At 61.8% G+C, this 20749-nt stretch carries 20 protein-coding genes and 1 tRNA gene; 7 read left to right on the top strand and 14 right to left on the bottom strand.

All coding sequences use genetic code 11. From position 1 onward, the window contains the following. Positions 1-14 precede the first annotated feature (14 nt). The 4 genes from RSE12_12865 to RSE12_12880 all read right to left on the bottom strand — a co-directional run bounded on the left by RSE12_12865 (position 15) and on the right by RSE12_12880 (position 3710). The gene (locus RSE12_12865; GenBank protein WRH61274.1) at positions 15-821 is read right to left on the bottom strand and encodes an ABC transporter permease; all 807 of its coding nucleotides are present in this window, start codon (positions 819-821) and stop codon (positions 15-17) included. Further along, the gene (locus tag RSE12_12870) at positions 818-1690 is read right to left on the bottom strand and encodes an ABC transporter permease (GenBank protein ID WRH64818.1); all 873 of its coding nucleotides are present in this window, start codon (positions 1688-1690) and stop codon (positions 818-820) included. Before RSE12_12870 ends, RSE12_12865 begins: the two co-directional genes overlap by 4 nt. A 151-nt stretch (positions 1691-1841) precedes the next feature. Beyond that, the gene (locus RSE12_12875; protein ID WRH61275.1) at positions 1842-2099 is read right to left on the bottom strand and encodes a hypothetical protein; all 258 of its coding nucleotides are present in this window, start codon (positions 2097-2099) and stop codon (positions 1842-1844) included. 204 nt (positions 2100-2303) lie between these two features. Next, a complete protein-coding gene (locus RSE12_12880; GenBank protein ID WRH61276.1) occupies positions 2304-3710 on the bottom strand; it encodes a PLP-dependent aminotransferase family protein in 1407 nt (468 codons plus the stop codon). Between the two features lie 90 nt (positions 3711-3800). Between RSE12_12880 and RSE12_12885 the strand changes: the two genes are divergently transcribed. Next, on the top strand, positions 3801-4013 hold the full coding sequence (locus RSE12_12885; protein WRH61277.1) for a DUF1127 domain-containing protein: 213 nt from the start codon (positions 3801-3803) through the stop codon (positions 4011-4013). Between the two features lie 130 nt (positions 4014-4143). On the opposite strand, the gene rpsI is transcribed toward RSE12_12885, so the two are convergent. The 4 genes from rpsI to RSE12_12905 all read right to left on the bottom strand — a co-directional run bounded on the left by rpsI (position 4144) and on the right by RSE12_12905 (position 6699). Further along, positions 4144-4635 carry a 30S ribosomal protein S9 gene (gene rpsI / locus RSE12_12890; GenBank protein WRH61278.1) on the bottom strand — a complete coding sequence of 164 codons (492 nt, stop codon included), beginning with the start codon at positions 4633-4635 and terminating at the stop codon, positions 4144-4146. Between the two features lie 2 nt (positions 4636-4637). Then, positions 4638-5102 carry a 50S ribosomal protein L13 gene (gene rplM, locus RSE12_12895; GenBank protein ID WRH61279.1) on the bottom strand — a complete coding sequence of 155 codons (465 nt, stop codon included), beginning with the start codon at positions 5100-5102 and terminating at the stop codon, positions 4638-4640. Positions 5103-5273: 171 nt separating this feature from the next. Further along, positions 5274-6056, bottom strand: coding sequence for an SseB family protein (locus RSE12_12900; protein WRH61280.1), 783 nt, complete (start codon positions 6054-6056; stop codon positions 5274-5276). Positions 6057-6069: 13 nt separating this feature from the next. Further along, complete coding sequence (locus RSE12_12905) at positions 6070-6699, bottom strand: uracil-DNA glycosylase family protein (protein ID WRH61281.1); 630 nt, start codon at positions 6697-6699, stop codon at positions 6070-6072. Positions 6700-6859: 160 nt separating this feature from the next. Here RSE12_12905 and RSE12_12910 point away from each other — a divergent pair, with 160 nt between their 5' ends. The 4 genes from RSE12_12910 to kdsA all read left to right on the top strand — a co-directional run bounded on the left by RSE12_12910 (position 6860) and on the right by kdsA (position 11549). Then, on the top strand, positions 6860-8071 hold the full coding sequence (locus RSE12_12910) for a Na+/H+ antiporter NhaA (protein WRH61282.1): 1212 nt from the start codon (positions 6860-6862) through the stop codon (positions 8069-8071). 241 nt (positions 8072-8312) lie between these two features. After that, complete coding sequence (locus RSE12_12915; GenBank protein ID WRH61283.1) at positions 8313-8972, top strand: ATP-binding cassette domain-containing protein; 660 nt, start codon at positions 8313-8315, stop codon at positions 8970-8972. 82 nt (positions 8973-9054) lie between these two features. Beyond that, positions 9055-10710 (top strand): capsule biosynthesis protein, encoded by a 1656-nt coding sequence (locus tag RSE12_12920; GenBank protein ID WRH61284.1) that lies wholly within the window; start codon positions 9055-9057, stop codon positions 10708-10710. 8 nt (positions 10711-10718) lie between these two features. Further along, positions 10719-11549 carry a 3-deoxy-8-phosphooctulonate synthase gene (gene kdsA / locus RSE12_12925; protein ID WRH61285.1) on the top strand — a complete coding sequence of 277 codons (831 nt, stop codon included), beginning with the start codon at positions 10719-10721 and terminating at the stop codon, positions 11547-11549. A 72-nt stretch (positions 11550-11621) separates the two neighbouring features. Here kdsA and RSE12_12930 read toward each other — a convergent pair whose 3' ends face one another. Both RSE12_12930 and RSE12_12935 read right to left on the bottom strand, forming a co-directional pair. Then, complete coding sequence (locus RSE12_12930) at positions 11622-12248, bottom strand: hypothetical protein (GenBank protein WRH61286.1); 627 nt, start codon at positions 12246-12248, stop codon at positions 11622-11624. After that, positions 12248-13426, bottom strand: coding sequence for an NAD(P)/FAD-dependent oxidoreductase (locus RSE12_12935; protein WRH61287.1), 1179 nt, complete (start codon positions 13424-13426; stop codon positions 12248-12250). The genes RSE12_12930 and RSE12_12935 overlap by 1 nt, the downstream gene beginning before the upstream one ends. A gap of 102 nt (positions 13427-13528) precedes the next feature. Here RSE12_12935 and RSE12_12940 point away from each other — a divergent pair. Next, positions 13529-13603: transfer RNA gene (locus RSE12_12940), tRNA-Gln, on the top strand. Positions 13604-13931: 328 nt separating this feature from the next. On the opposite strand, the gene RSE12_12945 is transcribed toward RSE12_12940, so the two are convergent. Both RSE12_12945 and RSE12_12950 read right to left on the bottom strand, forming a co-directional pair. Beyond that, positions 13932-14621, bottom strand: coding sequence for a VPLPA-CTERM sorting domain-containing protein (locus RSE12_12945; GenBank protein WRH61288.1), 690 nt, complete (start codon positions 14619-14621; stop codon positions 13932-13934). A gap of 309 nt (positions 14622-14930) precedes the next feature. Then, the gene (locus RSE12_12950) at positions 14931-15923 is read right to left on the bottom strand and encodes an acyltransferase (GenBank protein ID WRH61289.1); all 993 of its coding nucleotides are present in this window, start codon (positions 15921-15923) and stop codon (positions 14931-14933) included. 244 nt (positions 15924-16167) lie between these two features. On the opposite strand from RSE12_12950, the gene RSE12_12955 reads away from it, so the two are divergent. Further along, positions 16168-18708, top strand: a complete 2541-nt coding sequence (locus tag RSE12_12955) for a class I adenylate-forming enzyme family protein (GenBank protein ID WRH61290.1) — start codon at positions 16168-16170, stop codon at positions 18706-18708. 72 nt (positions 18709-18780) lie between these two features. Here RSE12_12955 and RSE12_12960 read toward each other — a convergent pair whose 3' ends face one another. Both RSE12_12960 and RSE12_12965 read right to left on the bottom strand, forming a co-directional pair. Then, positions 18781-19770, bottom strand: a complete 990-nt coding sequence (locus RSE12_12960; protein WRH61291.1) for a GNAT family N-acetyltransferase — start codon at positions 19768-19770, stop codon at positions 18781-18783. Beyond that, positions 19767-20717, bottom strand: coding sequence for a polysaccharide deacetylase family protein (locus RSE12_12965; protein ID WRH61292.1), 951 nt, complete (start codon positions 20715-20717; stop codon positions 19767-19769). Before RSE12_12965 ends, RSE12_12960 begins: the two co-directional genes overlap by 4 nt. Between the last annotated feature and the right edge of the window lie 32 nt (positions 20718-20749).

Below are 20749 nucleotides of genomic sequence, written 5' to 3' on the forward strand. Positions count from 1 at the left end.
GGCGTCGTTGGTGGTCACAGGAAGCCTCCGGGATCCTTGCCGCCCGCCTTGGCGATGCCGCGGCGACGGAAATATTCAGCAGTTGCAAGCAGAGTGATGGACAGAAGGACGAGGATCGTCCCCAGAGCCATGATCGCCGGAACCTTGGCCGGGAACCGGAACTGGCCGTAGATATAGACCGACAGCACGGTTTCGTTGCCACCAAGGAAATAGGCGATGATGAATTCGTCCAGGCTGATGGTGAAGCAGATCAGCAGGGATGAGATGATGCCCGGCATGACCAGCGGCAGGATGATCAGCCAGAAGGTCGACAGCGGCGTTTCCCCAAGGTCATAGGCAGCCTCTTCCAGCGAATTGTCGAGCGACTGGAAAGATGATGACAGGATCGCCACCGCAAACGGCGTGCAGATCAGGACATGGCCCAGAATGATGGTGAAGATCGACAGATCGATCCCAATGGCAAGCAGCACCACCAGCATGGACATGGCGACGATCATTTCCGGCAGCACCAGCGGCAGCATGATCAGGCCCATGATCCCGGCCTTGGCCGGAAACACGAACCGGGTCGAGGCACGGGCCGCGAAAAGGCCCAGCGTGGTGGAAATCACCGCGACCGAAATCGATATGATCGCCGAGTTGCGGACCGCGTTCCACAGCGTGGTATCGGCCCACATCTCTTTGAACCAGTTGGTCGTGAACCCCTGCAACGGAAAGGCGATGACCTTGCTGTCATTGAAGGCAAAGATCGGCAGCAGCACGATCGGAGCGTAAAGAAAGATCAGATACCCGATCGTGTAGGCGCGAAAACCGGGCGACTTCATTTCGCACCTTTTAGGAAGCGTCGATTGAGCAAGAGGAATACAATGCTGACGATGGCCACCACCAGCATGGCCGAAACGGCGATGGCTGACCCAAGCTCGCGATTGTTCTGTTTCAAGAGCGTGCCTTCGATCCGGTTGGCGATCATCGGCAGCTTGCCCCCACCAATAAGGTCAGGCGTCACATAGTCGCCCACCGTCGGGATGAACACGATCAGCACCGCCGCAATCACACCGGGCATCGACAGCGGCAGGGTCACGCGGATGAAGGTCATCAACTGGCTTTCGCCAAGGTCACGGCCCGCCTCAAGGAAAGAGCGGTCGATCTTTTCCAGCGCAACGAAGATAGGCAGGATGGCGAAGGGCGCATAGGCATGGGCCAAAGTCATCACCAGTGCGGGGACGTTGTAGTTGATGGCCTGCAAAGGCTCGTCGATCAGGCCCAGTGACATGAGCCCCGAATTGATCACGCCGTTGTAGCCAAGGATCACCTTCCACAGAAACACGCGGATCAGGTAGCTGGTCCAGAAAGGAATGGTGATCAGAAACAGCCACAGCGATTTGCGTTCCGGCTTTACGTAGAAGCTCACGAAATAAGCCACCGGATAGGCGAGCAACACCGTCACCAGCGTGACCGAGAAGGACACCGTCAGCGACCGCATGATCAAAAGCTGATTGATCCGGTCGGACCAGGCGGTGGCGTAATTGTCGAACCCGAAGCCGCCTTCGCGCAGCGACAGCGAGTAGACCAGCACTGTCACCAGCGGTGCCGCAAGCAGCAGAACCGCATAAATCAGCGTCGGACTGACAAGAAGCAGACCGCTTGCCGCCTCGGAGCGGCGCGCGCCGCTTTTTCCCGTACTGGTTGCCATCATGCCCCCTGTTGGCACGTTCTATCGGTCTTTGATCAAAACCTAGACGCAATCCAACCGGACGCGCAAGGGCCCACACCATGCAACAAGGCCGAAGCGATGAAAAGCATCGCAACGGCCTCATTTTTCGGCAGGAAGCTGGGCGGGCGGTTCAGCCCGGGATCCGCTCGATCTGAATCGCACGCTTTTTGAGTTCGTCATAAAGCGTGGGGATCACGCGCAGGCTGCCCACGGCCACGCGCAGCGCATCGGTCAGCTTGCCATCGGCCGCCTGCCCTTCGACCCGCCACACCATACGGCGGGCGACGCCGTCATCATAAACGATTTCGGTGCCGCCATTGCGCGAGGTGCGAATACCAAGGAAATCTGCGCCGCCATGCGGCGCATGAAAAAATGCCTGTTGTCCCATTTTCGGGTCCATTCGTTATTGTGCTGCTCTGAGACCCCGAAAGGGCCATGGCGCGGGCGATTGCGTCAACGCATCTTTACGTGAGATCGAAACAATCGCCCGAAAGCGCGCCCCGAACGCCACAGAATGGCCCTTGTAGCCCCGGATTGTGGCAATGCCCGCCCAAGCATTGCCGCATTTCTGCCGCAATTGGCTTATGGCGGATCAGACGGCAGGCGGATCATAAGGCGGGCGTGATAGCAGGCTTGCCAGCTTTTCGATGCCAGTGGTGAAGCGGTCTTCGGTGATATGACCAGCCAAGGCAAAGCGCACGGCATGGGGTGCGCGACCATGGATCAGCGCATATTCATCTGCTGACCGGATCAGCACCCCATCCCCTTCGGCCATCCGTGTAAAGGTCGATGCCCGCCACCCCATCGGCAGGCGCAGAAAGGCAAAGCGCAGCCCAGGCTGCCAAGCCAGGTCGAAACGGCCAAGGTGGTTGACGGTGATGCGGATGCGGCGTTCCAGATCCTCGCCCACGCGCCGACGAATATCTTGTGCTGCCCCGCTCTGGAACAGATGCAGGCACAGGTCGCTGACCGGCTTGGGCAAAGCGAAAAAGGCATGTTGTGCGGTCAACCGCCCGGTTTCCCCCATGCCGGTGGGACAGGCGATATAGCCAAAGCGCAGCGCGGCAGAGACGGTCTTGGACAGGCTGCCCACATGCCAGACGCGTTCCGGCGCAAGGGCGCGCAAGGCAGGCCATTCGCTTTCCGACAGGGTGTAGCAATCATCCTCGATTATCTGCAGATCGAAATGCCGCGCGATGGCGGCAATGCGGCTGCGGCGGTCGGGGGTCATGCGCGCGGTGGTGGGATTCTGCGCCTCGGTCGTCAGGCACAGCACCTGCGCGCCGTGGCGGCGGCAGGCAGCCTCCAAGGCTTCGGGGATCAGGCCTTGCTCATCGGTTTCCACCCCCACCACCTCGGCCCGGGCAAGGCGGGCGGCATGGCGAAAGCCGGGATAGGCCAGTTCCTCGGTCAGCACGACAGGCCGGTCCCCACGCAGGCAACACAGAAGGATCAGGCTGATGGCGTTCTGCCCCCCGGCGGTCAGGGCAATGTCTTCTGGCGAAAGCGGGCCAAGCGCGCGGTCTGAAAGCCAATCGCAGATCGCCTCGCGCAGAGGCAGTTCGCCGCGCTGGGTGGGATAGTCGATCCAGTCATCGCCCATTTGCGGGGCAATCGCCTGCATTGCGGCGGTAAAGGCCTGCGCCTGCCCCACATCCGGCAGGCGCGGGGCGCGCAGGTCAATCCGGCCAACCAGTTGATCAGGTTCACGTTCCAGCAAAAGCGGCTGTGTCGGGCCAAGTCGCGGCGCACGGGCGGCGACAAAGGTTCCGCGCCCGACGGTTGCGGCCAACAGCCCCTCTTGAGTGGCCAGTGCATAGGCGCGTGACACGGTGCCGGGCGTTACACCCAGAACCCAGGCCAGATCGCGCACGGTGGGCAGCTGTGCGCCTTCGGGCAATTCGGCAGAGCGGATCGCCTCGCGCAGGGCGCGCGAGAGGGCAAGGTACTTCGGTCCGGGATAGGCCGAAAGATCAGGTTTCCATATTGTGCCGGTCACAATGTTCCTCTGGCGGCTGCTTGCGCCATATTGTATCCATTTACCTACAAGATCAAGATTATTGTATCAATACAAAAAAGGAACCATCCCATGTCTGCCCGCATTCTGCACCGCGCCCTGCCCGCGAACCTGCCGCCGCTGTCGCGCCTGCTGGTCACTCTGGCGCTGACTTTTGCAGCCTGGGAGACACGGGCCCGCGGCCGCCGCGCACTGGCGCGACTGGATGACCACCTGCTGCGCGATATCGGCCTGAATGACGGCCGCGCGACGCGCGAGGTGACGAAACCATTCTGGCAGGACTGAACCCTTTCCTGCCCACGATCCCCTGACTGGCCGGGCTTGCCCGGCCATTTTTTTACCTGCAAACCCGGCGCTATCCACAAAGCAAAAGGCCCGCCGGATGGCGGGCCTTTCGCAATTCGTATGGCTGAGATCAGCGCTTCGAGAACTGGAACGACTTGCGGGCCTTGGCCTTGCCGTACTTTTTCCGTTCCACGACGCGCGAGTCGCGGGTCAGGAAACCGGCGGCCTTCAGCGCGGGGCGCAGCGAGGGTTCGTAGAGTTGCAGCGCCTTGGAGATGCCGTGCTTCACCGCACCGGCCTGACCCGACAGGCCACCACCGGCAACGGTGGCGAACACATCGAACTGGCCTTCGACATTGGCGATCTGGAACGGCTGCTTCAGGATCATCTGCAGCACGGGACGGGCGAAATAGACCGCCATTTCCTTGCCATTGACCACAACCTTGCCCGAACCGGGCTTGACCCAGACGCGGGCGACCGCGTCCTTGCGCTTGCCCGTCGCATAGGAGCGGCCGAGCGAGTCACGCTGCGGGGTCTTGGGCGCGGCTGCCTCGGTGGCGGCGGGCGCGGAGGAACCGGCAACGGCGGATTTCAGATCGTCGAGGGATTTGATGTCAGCCATGATCAGGCGCTCCGCGTGTTCTTCGGGTTCAGAACCTTGAGGTCCAGAACGGTGGGCTGCTGGGCTTCATGCGGATGCTCGGCCCCGGCGTAAACGCGCAGGTTGGTCATCTGCTGACGGCCAAGACGGTTGCGGGTGATCATCCGCTCCACGGCCTTGACGACGACACGCTCGGGGTGGTTGCCCTCAAGCACCTGGCGCGCGGTGCGCTGCTTGATGCCGCCCGGGTGGCCGGTGTGCCAGTAGTAGACCTTGTCATCGCGCTTCTTGCCGGTCATCTGGATTTTGTCGGCGTTGATGACGATGACGTTGTCACCCATGTCCATATGGGGGGTGAAGGTCGGCTTGTTCTTGCCGCGCAGGATGTTTGCGACGATCGTTGCAAGGCGGCCCAGAACGATGCCTTCGGCATCGATCAGGATCCACTTCTTGTCGATATCCGCAGGTGTTGCGGTAAAGGTTTTCATATCGAACCCTGTGAGTTGATGCGGGGGAACACCCCCCGGAAGCTTGGATGCGGGCTTATCGCGTGAAGCGCTGCGCGGGTCAAGGGGAGGTTAGATGATTTAATAAAGCAAAATCAATGCTTTGCAAAAACGGTATTATTATACCCCATCTTTATGGGCCGGCAACACGGCCTAGCGCAGCTTTGGCGGACGATCGGGGTTCATTCCCGGCGCCGAGGGTGCGGGCGGATCTGCGGCTTCTGGACGGGGCAAATCAAAACGATGGGCCACGCGGGCCATGGCGAGGGTTGCCGGATCGGAGGTCTGAAGGAACGCCACGTCGATTTCGCCCGCATCAATGCCCGAGAACGACAGCGCCTCGCCCGCAGCGCGTGCAAGTGCCGCCTCGGCCTCCGGTGCGGCATCGACAAAGGCCAGCATGTGCCCCCGACGCCCGCCGCGATAGGTGACGGCCGCCAGCAGAGCGCAGAGCGCCAGCCCACCTGCGCGCAGCAGTTTCGCCTCTAGCCCCGTGATCAGGCGTGTTGGCAGTCCCTTTGGCGCGTCAAAGCTTTCGGGCAGCGCTTCGACCGCCTCGGGTTCGGCATCCAGCATCCCCGACAGCCAGTCCAGCGCCTCGGGCGGCAGGATCATCTGGGATGGGGCGACGCCCAGATTGACCCCCAGCCCGACCCCCTGCCCCGCCAGAACCTGTGCGATTACCCGTCCCGGCAGCGCGGCGTAGGGCGCAATGCCGCCTGAAAACTCGGCCAGCCGTTCCTCCAGATCGAAGATCAGGACGACTGGCCCGCTGTCCAGCGGAAAGATGCGGGGTTTGATGTCGGCCCCCTGCGCCTCTTCCTCCAACAGAAGAAAGAACTCGCCATCGGCCAGAACCTCATAGAACCGCAGGCGGTCTGCATCGGCGGCACCGTCCTGTTCCATCGCGGCATAGGCTGTGTCGAGCGGGGTCATCGGTCAGTCTCCATCAGGGCGCCTCCATCAGATGGCGGATCGCCGCGCGCAGGTCGGGCAGAAGTTCTGCCGCGAACCACGGATTGCGTTTCAGCCACCCGGTATTGCGCCAGGACGGATGCGGCAAGGGCCAGATGCCACGCGCGGCGTGGCTGCGCCAATCCGTCACCCGTGCGGTGACATCGCCGGGGCCAATATGCCAGCGCTGCGCAGCGCCGCCTACGGCGAGCACCAGGCGGATCGCGGGAAGGGATGCCATCACCCTGCCCCGCCATTCCCGGGCACAAACTGGGGGCGGCGGCAGATCGGCCCCCTTTGCATCATAGCCGGGAAAGCAGAATGCCATGGGCACGATGGCAACCCGGTCCAGATCATAGAATTCAGTCATCGACAGGCCGGTCCAATCGCGCAGACGATCCCCGGACGGATCAGTAAAAGGCCGGCCCGAGGCATGCACCCGCGCGCCGGGAGCCTGACCCGCAATCAACAACCGCGCGGTTGGGGCGAACCACGTCACCGGGCGCGGGGCATGGGCGGTGGCGGTCGCAGCGAAGCGGTCGGCACAAATCCTGCAAGCGCCGATCCGAACGGCAAGGTCCGCTGTCTGTTGGGCCGGGCTGCTTTGGGCAGAGGGGGTGTGCATGAAGCGCTTCTTTGGCGGAAACAGGGAGGATGGCTCAGGACCATGGGCCGTTCATGGCGCGCAGGCAACACCTGCCGCCCTGCTGTCGCAAAGCGGCTTGCATGGGGCCGGGGCCAGGCATAGGCCGCTGATAGCCATCCCTGCTGCGGGTCATGCGCCGATGTATCGTGTCTCACCCTTTGTTCGACGCTTTGCCTGGGCGCTTTTGGGCGGTGCCGCCATAGCGACGGTTTGGGTGAACCTGTCGCCGGGCAGTTATTACGATGCGATGGAATACCGGCTGATTGATCTGGCAAAACCGAACTGGATCGCGGGTGACAGTTTGGTCATTTCACCGATGACCGTGGCGTCAGAATTGTTGATGGCCTTCTTTCTGTTCTTTGTGGGCAAGGAGCTGTGGGAGGCGCTGGTCCTGCAACGCGGCGCCCTGTCCGGACGTAGGGCGTTGCTTCCCGCAGGGGCCGTGCTGGGCGGAAGTCTTGGCGCCATCCTTTTCTGGCTGATCCATTCCGCGCTGTTCGCGGCTGAGGAATGGGTGTCTTGGGGCGCAGGTTGGCCGGTGCCCATCGGATCAGAGATCGTGCTGGGCTATGTCGCCGGGCGGATGGTGTTCGGCGCGGGCCATCCGGCGCTGCATCTGCTGCTGCTGATTTCCATCGCGACGAATATCATCGGAATTCTGCTGCTTGGGCTGGCCTATCCCTATGCCGGGCTGGAATGGCTGTGGCTGTTGTTGCCGTTGGGTGCATCGCTGACGGTCTGGCGGTTCTATGGGCAAAGCCCGCAGGCAGGCGAGTCCGAGCGCGAAAGACGGCGCGGTCTGGCGCTGTGGCCGTATCTGCTGGCGGGCCTGCTGTCCTGGATCGGGGTGGTTGCGGCAGGGCTGCCCGGGGCTTTGGGCCTGTTGCCGATCATCCCGGCCATTCCCCATGCCGATCGCGCCTTTGGCCTGTTCGCCGAGGCCGAAGAATATCTGCATGATCCGCTGAACCGGCTTGCGCATCTACTGGTGAAGCCGCTGTCGGTGATGCTGTTCCTGTTTGGGCTGTCGCGCGGAGGGATTGACCTTGCTGCGCTGGCCCCGACCACCGGTACCGTTTTGGCGGCCTTGTGGATTGGCAAGCCGGTTGGGCTGTTCCTTGGCGCATTGGCCGCCGCGCGGCTGTTCCGTCTGCCGATGCCGGCGGGTATCCGCATTCGCGATCTGCTGCTGGTCGCGGTGATTTCCGGCATGGGCTTTACCGCGCCCTTGCTGGCGTTGGATACCGCCTTGCCCGGCGGCGCGATGACCGAAGCGGCACGCCTTGGCCTTGCGCTGTCATTACTGGCCTGGCCGGCTGCCATCCTTATGTCACGGATCGTTGCGCGGTGAGGCCGGGTTTGGCCGTTATTGATGCATCGTTCAGGAAACAGTGCCACGATTTCTTGAACCATTGTCAGGTGCCCGTCGATTCCGACATAATGTCGCCCAAAACGGGCGCTAGGCGGCAAGGCAAGGCGCATATGTCAGCCCGGAGCACCGCCGTCGCAAGACGGGGGCGACATTCGGGAAACGGTCCGGAAAGACGGGCAATGAGGCAGACGACACGGTCTTTGGCAGGGGAAGGGCAGGAATGATCGAGTTCGACAACGTCTCGAAGTCCTTCTGGACAGGCAAGACGCGTAAGGTGATCCTCGATCAGGCCACGTTCCGCGTGGAACTCGGCAATTCTCTGGGCATTCTGGCCCCGAACGGCACCGGCAAGACCACCATCATCAACATGATGGCCGGGCTGGAACAACCCGACGAAGGCACGATCAAGCGGTCGTCCCGCATCTCTTTTCCGCTGGGGTTCATGGGCGGGGTCGTTAACCGCCACAGTGCGACGGAAAACTCGCGCTACATCGCCCGCCTTTATGGGCTTGACCCTGATTATGTTGAAAGCTTCTGCCGTTGGCTCTGCGGGATCGGCGAGTATTTCGACATGCCGGTCGGCACTTACTCGTCAGGGATGCGGGGGCGGTTCTCCTTTGCCTTGCTCCTTGCACTGGAGTTTGACATCTACCTGATTGATGAAGGTATGCCCGGAACCACGGATGCCGACTTCAACCGCAAGGCAGGATCGATCCTGCGCCAACGTCTGCGCGACGCGACCGTGATCGTGGTGTCGCATCAGGCCTCCACACTTGAAAAATTCTGTCGCTCCGCCGCCGTTCTGATGAACGGTCGGCTGCACATGTTCGACACCCTCGAAGAAGCGAAACGGCTGTATAATTATGAAACTCAAGGTTAAGCGGTACAATACACGCCGTCCCGAGCCGCTGCCGGATCCGGTCGCGGCCCAACCGGTGCCATCGCGGCCCATGCAGCGGCCGATGCCTACCCCGGTTACGCCGATGGGCGATTTCCGGCAGGTGGAGTCTGACCGCCCGGCCCAAGCCCCATCCTCGATGGGGGCCGATGAAGCGCTGTTTGCGCAAGCCGAGGATGGTTTTGGCGCGATCCCCTTTCCGACCGCCGCAGTCTCCACGCAAGGGGCGGCGAATGCCGTTTCCTCGCCGTCTGAGGCGGCGTCGGCCACCGATCTGGACGCCATTCGTCGCGAAGGGCTGACGGGCCGCCAGTTGCGCCTTGCCCGCCGCATGGCCCAGAAATACGGCCTGCCCGCCACATCGGATTTTGACGCCGTGCGCCTGTTGCGCCAGGCCGGGCTGGACCCGTTCCGCGCCAACCCTGTGGTCGAGATCGTCGCCGAGGACGCAGAAGGTGATGCGGGCCAGCCGCCGCAGCGGGCGGGGTCCATGATGCCTGTCCCCGCGGGTGCGCGCCTGCCGCAGACGATCAAGCCCGTGAAGATGCCCGCGCAGGGCGAAGAGGTGAACCACGCGGCTGAAATCCTGAAGATGCAGCAGGATCTGGCCCGCCGCCGCCGCCGCCGGTCGATGCTGATGATGGCGCGGCTGTTCTTCTTCGTGATCCTGCCAACCTTTCTGGCGGGCTTCTATTACTATCGCATTGCCACGCCGCTTTACGCCACAAAGACGGAATTCGTGATCCAGCAGGCCATGCCGCAACAGGCTTCCGGCAGTTCGCTTGGCGGGCTGGCCAGCACGCCAATGGCCAATATGCAGGACTCGATCACGGTGCAGGGTTATCTGCAATCGCGTGATGCCATGCTGCGCCTGGATCAGGATATCGGGTTCCGCAACGTCTTTGCTGCCCCCGACATCGACCCGATTCAGCGTCTGGCCCCCGACGCCACGAATGAGGCCGCCTACAAGATCTATCAGCGCAATGTCCGCGTGTCCTATGACCCGACGGAGGGCATCATCCGGATGGAGGTGATCGCCCCCGATCCCGAGGTTTCGGTCCGCTTTGCCGATGCGCTGATCGGCTATGCCGAAGAGCAGGTCGATCAATTGACCCAGCGCCTGCGCGAAGACGCAATGAAGGGCGCCCGCGAAAGCTATACCGAGGCCGAAACCGCCCTGCTGGAGGCGCGCCAGCGCGCCGTCACCTTGCAGGAAACCTTCAAGGTGTTGTCGTCCGAAGTGGAGGTCAGCCTGATTACCGGCCAGATCGGCCAGTTGGAAGGGCAGTTGACCGCAGACCGCCTGTCGCTGGCGCAGATGGAGTCGAACGCCACGCCGAACCAAGCACGGATGGAGCCGCTGAAACGCCGTATCGCTACGCTGGAAAGCGAGATCGCGCTGCTACGGTCAAAGCTGGTAGAAGAAGATAGTTCCGGCCAATCGCTGGCCCGGGTGCAATCCGAATTGGCCATCGCGCAGGCGGATGCCGATACCCGGCAGATGATGCTGTCGCAATCGCTGCAATCCATGGAAACGGCGCGGATCGAGGCCAATCGTCAAGCGCGCTATATCTCACTCTCGGTCGCCCCCGTGGCCCCGGACGAGGCGACCTATCCCCGCGCATTCGAGAATACGATGGTGGCGATGATGATCTTCGCCGGTATATACCTCATTCTGTCGATGACCGCGGCAATCCTGCGCGAACAGGTCTCGGCCTGAGGAACAAGATGAGAGAAGTCGAAATCGGCGGGCTGTCCGTCAGCAATGACAGCCCGCTTCTGGTAATCGCTGGCCCTTGCCAGCTGGAAAGCCTGGATCACGCCCAGATGATCGCGGGCAAGATGGCCGAGGCCTGTGCCAAGGCCGGCGCGCAATACGTGTTCAAGGCCAGCTATGACAAGGCGAACCGCACCTCGCTCAAAGGGCGTCGCGGCTTGGGGATTGATGCGGGGCTGAAGGTGCTTGAAGCCGTGCGCGCCATGGGCATGCCGGTACTGACCGACATCCATGATGCCGAACAGGCACGGCTTGCCGCGCAAGTGGTGGACGTGATCCAGATCCCCGCCTTCCTGTGCCGCCAGACCGATCTGCTGATCGCGGCAGGCGAAACCGGCGCGGTGGTCAACATCAAGAAAGGCCAGTTTCTGGCCCCTTGGGACATGGCCAATGTCGCGGAAAAGGTCGCCTCTACGGGCAACCACAAGATTCTGCTGACCGAACGGGGGGCCAGCTTCGGCTATAACACGCTGGTCGCGGACATGCGGTCACTTCCCACCATGGCACGGACCGGCTGGCCCGTGATCATGGATGCCACCCATTCGGTGCAACAGCCGGGCGGTCAGGGCAATTCGTCAGGCGGGCAGCGCGAATTCGCCCCGGTCATGGCCCGCTGCGCGGTGGCCATCGGCATCGCCGGCGTGTTCATCGAAACGCATGAAGCGCCCGACACCGCCCCGTCCGACGGGCCCAACATGATCCCGCTCGATCAGATGCCTGCGCTGATCGACAGCCTCATGGCATTTGACCGGCTGGCCAAGGCCAATCCCCTTCGCGTCTGAAGCGACGCGGTCAAGCCGAGTGATCGCCGAGGGGACGCAGAGCCCCCTCTGACTTTTCGCAGAAAAATCGTTTCAGGCTGGGTGATCCGCGCCATCCGCAGCAGCGGTGGGATGCATCACGGGCGCCCAGCCTGCGCGCATCACTGCCACCAACGGCGCGGGCGTCAGCACTGTTACATGGCCCTCGGGCAGCGGGCTTGCCGCGCCATATCCATCCGGCTGCCAGCGAAGCGCCTGCGCCGCCAGCACCAGATGCGGCGCATCACTGATCAGCACCATCGTGCCATCAGGCAAGTCGCGCGCCTGCGCCACATGGTGCCGTTGCCCCCGGCCATCCAGCCGCGCGGTGTGAAGGCTGCGGTCAATCTCGGCGGCCTTCATCGGCCCGAAAACGCCCGCCCAGGCTGTTTGAAAGGCTTGCCAGACAGGACGGCGGCATTCGGCACACGGTCGATGCCCGGCAGCACAAGCCACGGCCTCATCCAGAAAGAAGAGTTCCGTATACTTGCCAGGCGCCATCAGGCTGCGCCTGCGCCCATTGAAGGACAGCGCACAGGTGATCCAGTTGCGATGCCGCCACCGTGCCGCGGCAAGACGCCCCTCCGCATCATGCAGACAGCCGCGATTGCCCATGAACAGACCCCGCGCCGGATCGGCCACGATCTCACCCGTCGGCCAGACTCGATTCTGTCGCACCATCAGGCCACCTGCCCCGCCACCCAGCCAGACGACCAGGCCCATTGAAAATTGTAACCGCCCAGCCAGCCGGTCACGTCCACGACCTCGCCTACAAAATACAGCCCCGGCACCGACTTCGCCGCCATCGTCCGCGCGTCCAGTGCGTCGGTATCGACGCCGCCCAAGGTGACCTCGGCCGTGCGATAGCCTTCGGATCCGACCGGCCGCAATTGCCAGCCGGTAATCTGCCCCGCCACCTGTTCCAACGCGGCGCGGGGCATTTCCGCCAGCGGGCCGCCTGCCCCGGCCTGTGCCTCGATCAGGCGGGCAAGCTTCTCCGGCACCAGCTTTCCCAATGCCGTGCGCAAGGCAGCACGCCCCGCCGCCTGTTTTTCTGCCTTCAGGAACGCCGCCACATCCTGCCCCGGCGCCAGGTTCAGGCTGATCGCTTCTCCTTCGCGCCAATAGGATGAAATCTGCAGGATCGCCGGCCCTGACAGGCCGCGATGGGTGAACAGCACCGCTTCATCAAAACCGGTTTTTCCATGGCTGACCCGGCCCTGCAGTGCCACCCCGGCCAGCGGGCGCATCCAATCCAATTCCTGTTCGGCAAAGGTCAGCGGCACAAGCGCAGGGCGCGTGTCCACAAGCGGCAGGCCAAAGGATTCGGCGATGCGATAACCATGGCCGGTAGCCCCCATTTTCGGGATCGATTTGCCGCCCGTCGCCACGATGACCGAGTCCGCGCGCACCGGGCCACGGGCCGTTTCCACCTCAAACCCGCCTGCCACTTGCCGCACCGCACCAAGGCTGGTCTCCAGCCAAAGCTCTACCCCGGCCGCCGCCATGTCGCGCAGAAGCATGGACACGATCTGCATGGCCGATCCGTCGCAAAAGAGCTGCCCGAGGGTCTTTTCGTGCCAGGCGATCCCCGCCGCATTGACCCGTGCGATGAAATCCTGCGCCGTATAGCGCCGCAAGGGCGACAGGGCAAAGCGCGGGTTCTTCCCAAGGAACCGCTCCACCCCCATCCCCGTGTTGGTGAAGTTGCAGCGCCCCCCGCCCGAAATGCGGATCTTCTCACCCGCCGCCTTGGCGTGATCCACAACCAGAACGCGGCGGCCCCTGCGACCCGCCTCGATAGCCGCGAACATCCCTGCCGCGCCCGCCCCCAGAACCATGACATCCGTCTTGTGCATGGCTTTCCCTAACCGCTTGGAACGGGCGGCACAATCATGCTGAAATTCCGCTCACACCCTCTTGCACCCCCCCCCGGCCTTCGCTAAACACCGCCGCACGGTTGGGGCGTCGCCAAGTGGTAAGGCATCGGTTTTTGGTACCGACATACCTAGGTTCGAATCCTAGCGCCCCAGCCAGCCACTTGTCATAAGCGTGGCATCCAAACATCCGAATTCATTTGTCTGAAAGACATTCTCGGCGCGTGCCGCGGAAAGGATTTTCGTTGTCTGTCATAGGGGCCAAGCGTGCGAGAGGCGCGGCGCGCGATTGGATGGATGGCAGATCACGCGCAGATCACGCCGCAAACCGTTTGCCCGTTTCGCAGATTGCCGCCGAAGGCCATTCCTCTTTACCTGAGGATGGCCCTTATCCGGTCGGTCAGGCGAGACGGAAAGGTGCGGGACGCGCTTTTAGAAGGCATCCGCACAAGTGCGGCCAAAACGCGTTACCGAAACTTGCTCTGTTTCAGTGGGCCATAGCCCCCGATGCGCCCCGACGGCGGCGCAGGGCGGCCAGGGTCGCGAAGGCGCCGATCAGCAGCAGGCCGCCTGCCGGAAGTGGAACAACCGCTGCATCATAGCGAACAGTCAAACCCTCAATCCGGACCTGATCCGAATTCCCCCGAACACCGACCCCAAAGACTAGGCCCGCAGGAATGGGGTCGGCAAAGGTATAGACCCGCTGCCCATTGGTCGGCGTGAGGAAGGCCAACTGAAACCCAAGCGGCTCTCCAAGGAAGAAGTCGAAGACATCATTGGTGTCATTATTGAAGAACCTGATGCTCTCTAACGATACACCGGCGGAGAATGAGAACTTCAAAAGCTCATTGTCGACGTTGGAAGCGGAACCACCGTCGAGCAGCGGGCTGGAGCAACCACCGGACGCGCCAACAAGCAAGGTGCCGCAAACGCCGAGGCCATTCGTGCCCCGGTTTATCTGGACGTTCGCGTTGATCGTTTCGGGGGCCGTGTAGCGATAGCCGCTGACTGTCAGGCCGACACCGCTTTGCGAAAACGACAGCGAGTCGGCTGTCACGTTCGGGCCGGTGAAATCGTAGGAAAAAGTGATCGGTGCGGCAGATGCAGCGGCAGAGAAAAGCGCCAAAGGACCAGAGACAAGCAGCACCTGAATTAGTTTGCCAAGCATCGTATCCATCCCCCATCAGATTGCGGCAGCAGCTTTCCCGGTAGTCTACACCCGTAGCGCCGCAGAAAAGACATAGGAATTTTTGCAAGTGTCGCTTTGCAACCCTCGGTTCGCTGTGGCGCGTTACGAAACTCCGCCCTCGCCCATTGCGTGCAACCCATCGCAAGATGGGTGTAACCTTTCACACCCGCCGCCCTCCAATCCGCGCGAATCGCCTTTGCCACAAAGGCATTTACGACCCTGATTCAGCCTGGAGTGAGGCTTTTGGCCAGAACACCGGACGGACCCGAGGGAGTGTCGCCCCAGCTTTTCGAAGGCTCAGGATGCTGCAGGTACTTGGGTGGTGCTTCGTACCAAACGCAGGATCGGTCTTTCCCAGATCACATAGTAGACCACACCAGCCAGCAGACAGGTCACGACAGATGCAGCCAATGCGGTAATCCAATCCGCGTTGATCAGGGCAAAAAGTCGCGACGTCAGGGACAGTAGCGGATTGTGGATCAGGTAGATCGCATAGGACGCCGCACCGCCAAAGACCATCCACCGCGGCACCGAAAATGCGCCTGACCTTTCGGTTCGGCAGAGCCAAGGGATAAAAGCGGCAATCGCAAAACCAATCAGCCAGCTTCCTTCCCGCTGCCCGCCTGCCAAGCAGAACAGAAGGATAAGCAAGAATGAACTGCCCAGTGAAATCGCTAACGACACCGCCCTACCAGAAAGGAATAGCCATGCGGCTGCCACTCCAGCGATAAATTCGATATTGATCGGGGCCAAGGCCAGCCGGAGCAGTGGGACATCGGGCAAACCAGCTATCGCACAGGCAAATATGGCAACGCCCCAGGCTGCCAGTCCCAATTCCACCGATCCCACCAAGAAGAACAACGCCGCGTAGATCATGTAGAAGACGAGCTCGTGCTGTAGGGTCCAGGCAACTGCCAGAACAGGAGGCAAGGACGTTGGAAACAATGTCCAACTGGAAAGCCAGCCCCATTCCCTCGAACTGTCGCTCAGTGTGGGCATAAGCGTGTATGCGAGGGCTAGCCCGACTGCGATTGGCCAGTAGGGCAAGAAAATCCGTTTCAACCGTTCAAACGCAAAGCGCCCAGCAGGGCGCGGGGCCACGCTCATCGTGTAATGAATGATGAAGCCAGAAAGCACGAAGAAAAAGTCGACGCCCAGATACCCATAGGCCAACACGGTCTGCACCCATTGGGGCGGCGCAGCAACGAGTGCTGTCACGCTGATCACGGCATGGTGCAGGACCACCGCAAAGGCAGCAATGAAACGCCCAGCCTGAAGTGAGTTGATCACTTAGTGTCCCCTTGTCCAGAAAGGGTCGGACGGATGATCTTGCGCTAAGCCCGTGCGCTCGACAGTAACAAAGGTGAATGACAAGTCGAGTCGCGTCCTAACCCTGACTATTGCTATGCATCGCCCCGCATCCAGCCCGGGATAGTTTGTCGGAATTGTCGAAGAAACCACTGCCGACCCGTTCAGTTGCCCCGGCGAACCTTCGGGGCAGACGCAAAAGCGTGAACAAACCCCCGGTTTTGGCGTGAATTGTCAAATTCTGCGCGCAGTTAGCCATATGCCCGCCACAGTTCAGGGCTTGAACTGGGGCGTTAACAAGCATTTACCAATACGGGATCGTCCCGTTTTGGGGATGACTGTCACGGAAGTGAACATGCAGACGATGGCACTCACAGCGACCGGAGTGGTTCGGACCAACTCGCTGGATTTCGTTGAACAGGTCTTCGCGCTTTACGACGCGCATGTCCCACTGGTCATGCTGTCGGATGAGGCGCAGGCGGGAAACTTGCCGGGCATCACGGTCGACCGCTGCATTGTGCCGGTCGAACGGACAGGCTGGTTCACCGCACGGCATCCCATTGTTGACACCGATCAGATTGCCCAGATCAGCTATACGTCGGGCACCGAGGGGCAGCCCAAGGGCATCGTGCTGACGCATGCGAACCTTGCCGATGCGACCCGGCGGATCATCGACGCGATGCAGATGACCGACGAGATCCGCGAATATGTTGGTGTTCCGGCCACTTACAGCTTTGGCCTCGCCCGCTATCGCGCCATCAGCGCGGTGGGCGGTCAGGCCTATATGCCGCCGCGCGGCTTTGATCCGGCCGAACTGGCCCGGATGCTGGCGGCGGGTCAGGTCAATGCGCTGTCTGCTGTGCCCACCCTCCTGCGTATCCTGCTGGCTTCACCCGAGTTGATGGGCGATGCGGGCAGCCAGTTGCGCTGGATGGAAATCGGGTCACAGCAAATGACCGCCGATGAGAAGCGGGCCATCCGGGCCATGTTCCCCAAGGCGCGGATTGTACAGCATTACGGTCTGACCGAAGCCTCGCGCAGCACCTTTCTTGCGCTATCAGACGTTTCGGATGACCAGCTCGACTCGGTCGGTCGCCCCATCGGGAACACCGAAGTGGCCGTCGACAATGAAGGGCGCATTCGCATTCGCGGCCCCCATGTTGCCCAATCGCGGATTGATGCCGAAGGCCTGCACACCCTACTTAATGCCGAGGGTTGGCTTCAGACTAACGACCTTGGGCATCTGTCTGACGGCTATCTTTATTTCGATGGCCGCGCGGATGACCTGATCAACTGCGGTGGTGTGAAGATCGTTCCGGATCAGTTGGAGGCCGTGCTGCGCGCGCGCCTTGCACCGGGCGCGCAGATCTGCGTGGCCCGGATACCCGATGCAGACCGGGGCGATGGCGTTCTGGTCGCGATCGAAGGCGATGCCAAGGACACCGATCACGTGCGGCGTCTGGCCGACAGCGCCTTGCGTGACATGGGCGTTGCGGCGGGTGGCGCATTGCAGGTGATGGCAGTGGACGCTATCCCGCGCACCGGAACGGGCAAGGCGCAGCGGCGCGTGCTCGCCGATCGTTTCACGGCGGAAAAAGACAAGTCCGCCCAGACGCGCGCCAAGACTGGGGCCATCACCGATGTGCGATCCCTGTTCGAACATGAATTTCCTGGGCAAAGCATCGGTGACACGGACACGTTTGAAACCCTCGGCGGCGACTCGCTGCATTACATCAAGTTTTCGATGGCTTTCGAAAAGCGCTTCGGCGCATTGCCGGAAAAATGGGAAACGCTGACCACTGCCGACCTGCAGAACCGTGTTTCCGGATCGGCGAAGTCTTCATGGCTGCCGCTGGAAACCGTGACCTTGACGCGGTCCTTTTTCATTCTGTGTATCCTTGGGCTGCATAGCAATGCGTTCATCTACAGTTCAAACTGGGGCGCCGCCTATTTCCTGATCATGTTGGCGGGCTATTCGGTTGCGCGGTTTCAACTGCCCGAAATCATCCGGACTGGCAGCGTGCGCACCTTGCTAGGGACGGTGCGGTCCGTGGCCATTCCCACCATTCTGGTCATTGCCGTGCTGGAGATCGTCACGCAGCCCTTTGACCCGCTTCAGCTGCTGCTGATTTCCAACTTTGTAGACCCGAAAAATATGGAAGGTTTCCTTTTCTATTTCGCGGAGTTCTACATCCAGTTGCTCTTGCTGACCGCGTTGCTGTTTTCAGTTCCACGCGTGCGCGCGTCATTCCGCGACCGTCCGATGGTCAGCGCGCTTGTCTTGCTGATTTCGGTCGTGGCGCTTGATCGCAGCATCGAATCCTTCTGGAACACCGACTACAACTATCACCGCACGCCGTGGCATTACGCCTGGGCCTTCGTGATCGGCATGGTGATGGCCAATGCCAAGGACCTTCCGTCGCGCCTGCTGGCGCTGACGGTCGCGCTGATCGCCGTGCTGATCGAATGGCAGCTCACCTCGGCGGCATTCTACGTAGGCGGGGGCTGTGTGCTGGTGATCTTTGTGCGGTCCATCCGCGTGCCCGCGCAAGCAAAGATGCTGATCGCGAATATCGCGGCGGCGTCGATGTTCATCTATCTTGGTCACGAGGTGATCATCGAATTGATCATCAAGATTTTCGGCGAAAACAGGCCGTGGCTGGCGCTGACCGTGTCTATCGTCGCCGGCATCATGGGCATGCAGATCTATTCCTATCTGGAGCGGCGCTTCTTCGAAGTCAGGAAAGTCTGGAAGGAACAAACCTAGGGGATCGCCTGATCACGCGATCCCCGCGCTGCCGAAATAGAGACGGCCAAGACAGCCGCCATTCTGCGTGATCTAGACGGTGTCGCTGTCGAGATAGCTTAGATACCAACGCCGCGCATCGGCGGCCGGGGCCGCCACCGCGGTCAGGGGGCGTGCGCCGAACCAGATATCGATCGGTCGCAGACGTTCGGGCAGCGGCACAAAGCCCGCCTTGCGCAGGGTGCGGTAGTTCGGTGACCACGGGTAGGACCAGGCCAGAACAAGCTCTGTCCCCCGATCCCGCAGCCGCCCCAGTTCCGAGGCCAAAAGCCCATCCAGATCGCGCTGTCCCATCGCCTCGAGCAGGTAGCCGATGCGCCCGCCATGCTTTGTCGCCTCGGTCGTGGCGACAAAGGCGCCGCGATCCACTTCTGACGCAACAACCCGATAGCCCCCAGCCGCGGGCCCGGTGAAAAGGCGTTGGTTTAGAAACGCGCGGTCCCGGCTGACCGCGCAACCCGTTTCGGGTGCAAGGCCGGACCAGAGCGCATCAGCCCAATCACCAAAACCAGTGATCGGCGTCAGGTGCTGATCCGCCGTGAAGGAAAGCGGAAAGTCAAAAGGCAGGCGAAACTTGCGCAGCAGAAATCCAGCCCGAAGTGGCTTGATTAGAAACGGCACCTGCCCAAGGGGCGCCCAGCCCATCTTGCCGAACCATGCCGGGGCCGCGTTGCTGTTGGGAAACCCCCAAACCAGATCAGCCCCCTCATCCCGGGCGAACCGGTCATAGGCTTGCGCCAGACGGGTGAACACGCCCTGCCCCCGCGCCTGTTCCAGCACAAAGGAATCCACGGCTTGCATCGCTGTGGCCGGATGCCCCGACAGGTTCAGCCGCGACCGGATATAGGCGGAAAGACCGACCACCTCGCCATTCCGGCGCGCCACGGCAAAAGGCCGGGGATTGGCCTGAAAGGCCCAGTCAATCGCGGCCCGCCCCGCCTTGCCCCGATCCATGCCAGAGGCGGCATAGGCCGCGAGGATATCCTCGCCCAGCCCTTCTATGGAAATCGCAATGTCTGTCATCTGATGTCTTCCATAGCGCAGGACATCATGCCGAACCGGCTGCGAAGATCCCGAAAATGCGCAAGAATATCCGACAGACCCTGCAAATTGGCCTCGATCTCGCGGCCAAAGTTATGCGGGTGCCACCACAAATGATACCCCTTGCCCTGCCTTGCCGCCGCCGTCATGCCCCGCTTGATCGTGGTGATGTGAAGCGGGTGCAAGGGTGCCAGCTTGCCCGCGCAGGGGCGCAGGAACCGGCTGGCAGGCACATCGACAAGGCCTTTCCGTACCGCCGGATCAAAGACTTGCGATCCAAGCGCGCCGGAATAGGCATCCAGCAATCGCAACGCCCGTCTGGGCCGCGTTTGCCCCGCGCCGGGCAAGGCGCGATAGGCCCAACCCGGTGCATTGCCCCGAAAATGCGTCAGGCCAAGCGCCTTGCACACCGCCAGGCTTTCATCGGAATACTGATTGCGCGGAAAGACGATGGATTTTAGCGTCACGCCCCGCCGCCGCGCCAGCGTGAAAGCTGCGGTCAGGTCAGCGAGCAGGGCATCGGCCGTTTGCCCGTCTTCAAGGCAATAGTAATGCGACAGCGTATGCGTCCCGATCTCTTGCCCCGGTGTCTGGCTGATCCGGTCAACGAGCGAGGCGGCAAAGGAATAGGGATCACGCCGTTCGTCCGGGCCCACCTCATCAAGATAGGCATAGTTTGACAGGCGCGGGTCGCGATAGGCCGGGCGTTCGTCGGGCAGGCTGGCCAGCAATTCTTCTTTCGTTTCGCAGAACAAAAAGCCCACGGTGGCCCATGTTGCGCGGATGCCGCCCGCAGCGAACAAGTCCAGCATCCGAGGAATCGCCTCGCGTGCACCCAGAATGTTCTGGCCATAGCTCTGGCGATCCTCGGTGTCACGCACGCCCCAGAGAAGCTCGAAATCCAGGGAAATGACCAGTCTGCCGACCATGCAACGAAACCCGATGTTTGCTTTTGTTAACG

The organism is Fuscovulum sp. (assembly GCA_035192965.1).
Lineage (GTDB): Bacteria > Pseudomonadota > Alphaproteobacteria > Rhodobacterales > Rhodobacteraceae > Paragemmobacter.

What these genes read in the sequence shown, in the direction of transcription:
- RSE12_12865 (WRH61274.1), bottom strand. Translation starts at nt 821, where the DNA reads ATGAAGTCGCCCGGTTTTCGCGCCTACACGATCGGGTATCTGATCTTT.
- RSE12_12870 (WRH64818.1), bottom strand. Translation starts at nt 1,690, where the DNA reads ATGGCAACCAGTACGGGAAAAAGCGGCGCGCGCCGCTCCGAGGCGGCA.
- RSE12_12875 (WRH61275.1), bottom strand. Translation starts at nt 2,099, where the DNA reads ATGGGACAACAGGCATTTTTTCATGCGCCGCATGGCGGCGCAGATTTC.
- RSE12_12885 (WRH61277.1), top strand. Translation starts at nt 3,801, where the DNA reads ATGTCTGCCCGCATTCTGCACCGCGCCCTGCCCGCGAACCTGCCGCCG.
- rpsI (WRH61278.1), bottom strand. Translation starts at nt 4,635, where the DNA reads ATGGCTGACATCAAATCCCTCGACGATCTGAAATCCGCCGTTGCCGGT.
- rplM (WRH61279.1), bottom strand. Translation starts at nt 5,102, where the DNA reads ATGAAAACCTTTACCGCAACACCTGCGGATATCGACAAGAAGTGGATC.
- RSE12_12900 (WRH61280.1), bottom strand. Translation starts at nt 6,056, where the DNA reads ATGACCCCGCTCGACACAGCCTATGCCGCGATGGAACAGGACGGTGCC.
- RSE12_12905 (WRH61281.1), bottom strand. Translation starts at nt 6,699, where the DNA reads ATGCACACCCCCTCTGCCCAAAGCAGCCCGGCCCAACAGACAGCGGAC.
- RSE12_12910 (WRH61282.1), top strand. Translation starts at nt 6,860, where the DNA reads ATGTATCGTGTCTCACCCTTTGTTCGACGCTTTGCCTGGGCGCTTTTG.
- RSE12_12915 (WRH61283.1), top strand. Translation starts at nt 8,313, where the DNA reads ATGATCGAGTTCGACAACGTCTCGAAGTCCTTCTGGACAGGCAAGACG.
- RSE12_12920 (WRH61284.1), top strand. Translation starts at nt 9,055, where the DNA reads ATGCCTACCCCGGTTACGCCGATGGGCGATTTCCGGCAGGTGGAGTCT.
- kdsA (WRH61285.1), top strand. Translation starts at nt 10,719, where the DNA reads ATGAGAGAAGTCGAAATCGGCGGGCTGTCCGTCAGCAATGACAGCCCG.
- RSE12_12930 (WRH61286.1), bottom strand. Translation starts at nt 12,248, where the DNA reads ATGGTGCGACAGAATCGAGTCTGGCCGACGGGTGAGATCGTGGCCGAT.
- RSE12_12935 (WRH61287.1), bottom strand. Translation starts at nt 13,426, where the DNA reads ATGCACAAGACGGATGTCATGGTTCTGGGGGCGGGCGCGGCAGGGATG.
- RSE12_12945 (WRH61288.1), bottom strand. Translation starts at nt 14,621, where the DNA reads ATGGATACGATGCTTGGCAAACTAATTCAGGTGCTGCTTGTCTCTGGT.
- RSE12_12960 (WRH61291.1), bottom strand. Translation starts at nt 19,770, where the DNA reads ATGACAGACATTGCGATTTCCATAGAAGGGCTGGGCGAGGATATCCTC.
- RSE12_12965 (WRH61292.1), bottom strand. Translation starts at nt 20,717, where the DNA reads ATGGTCGGCAGACTGGTCATTTCCCTGGATTTCGAGCTTCTCTGGGGC.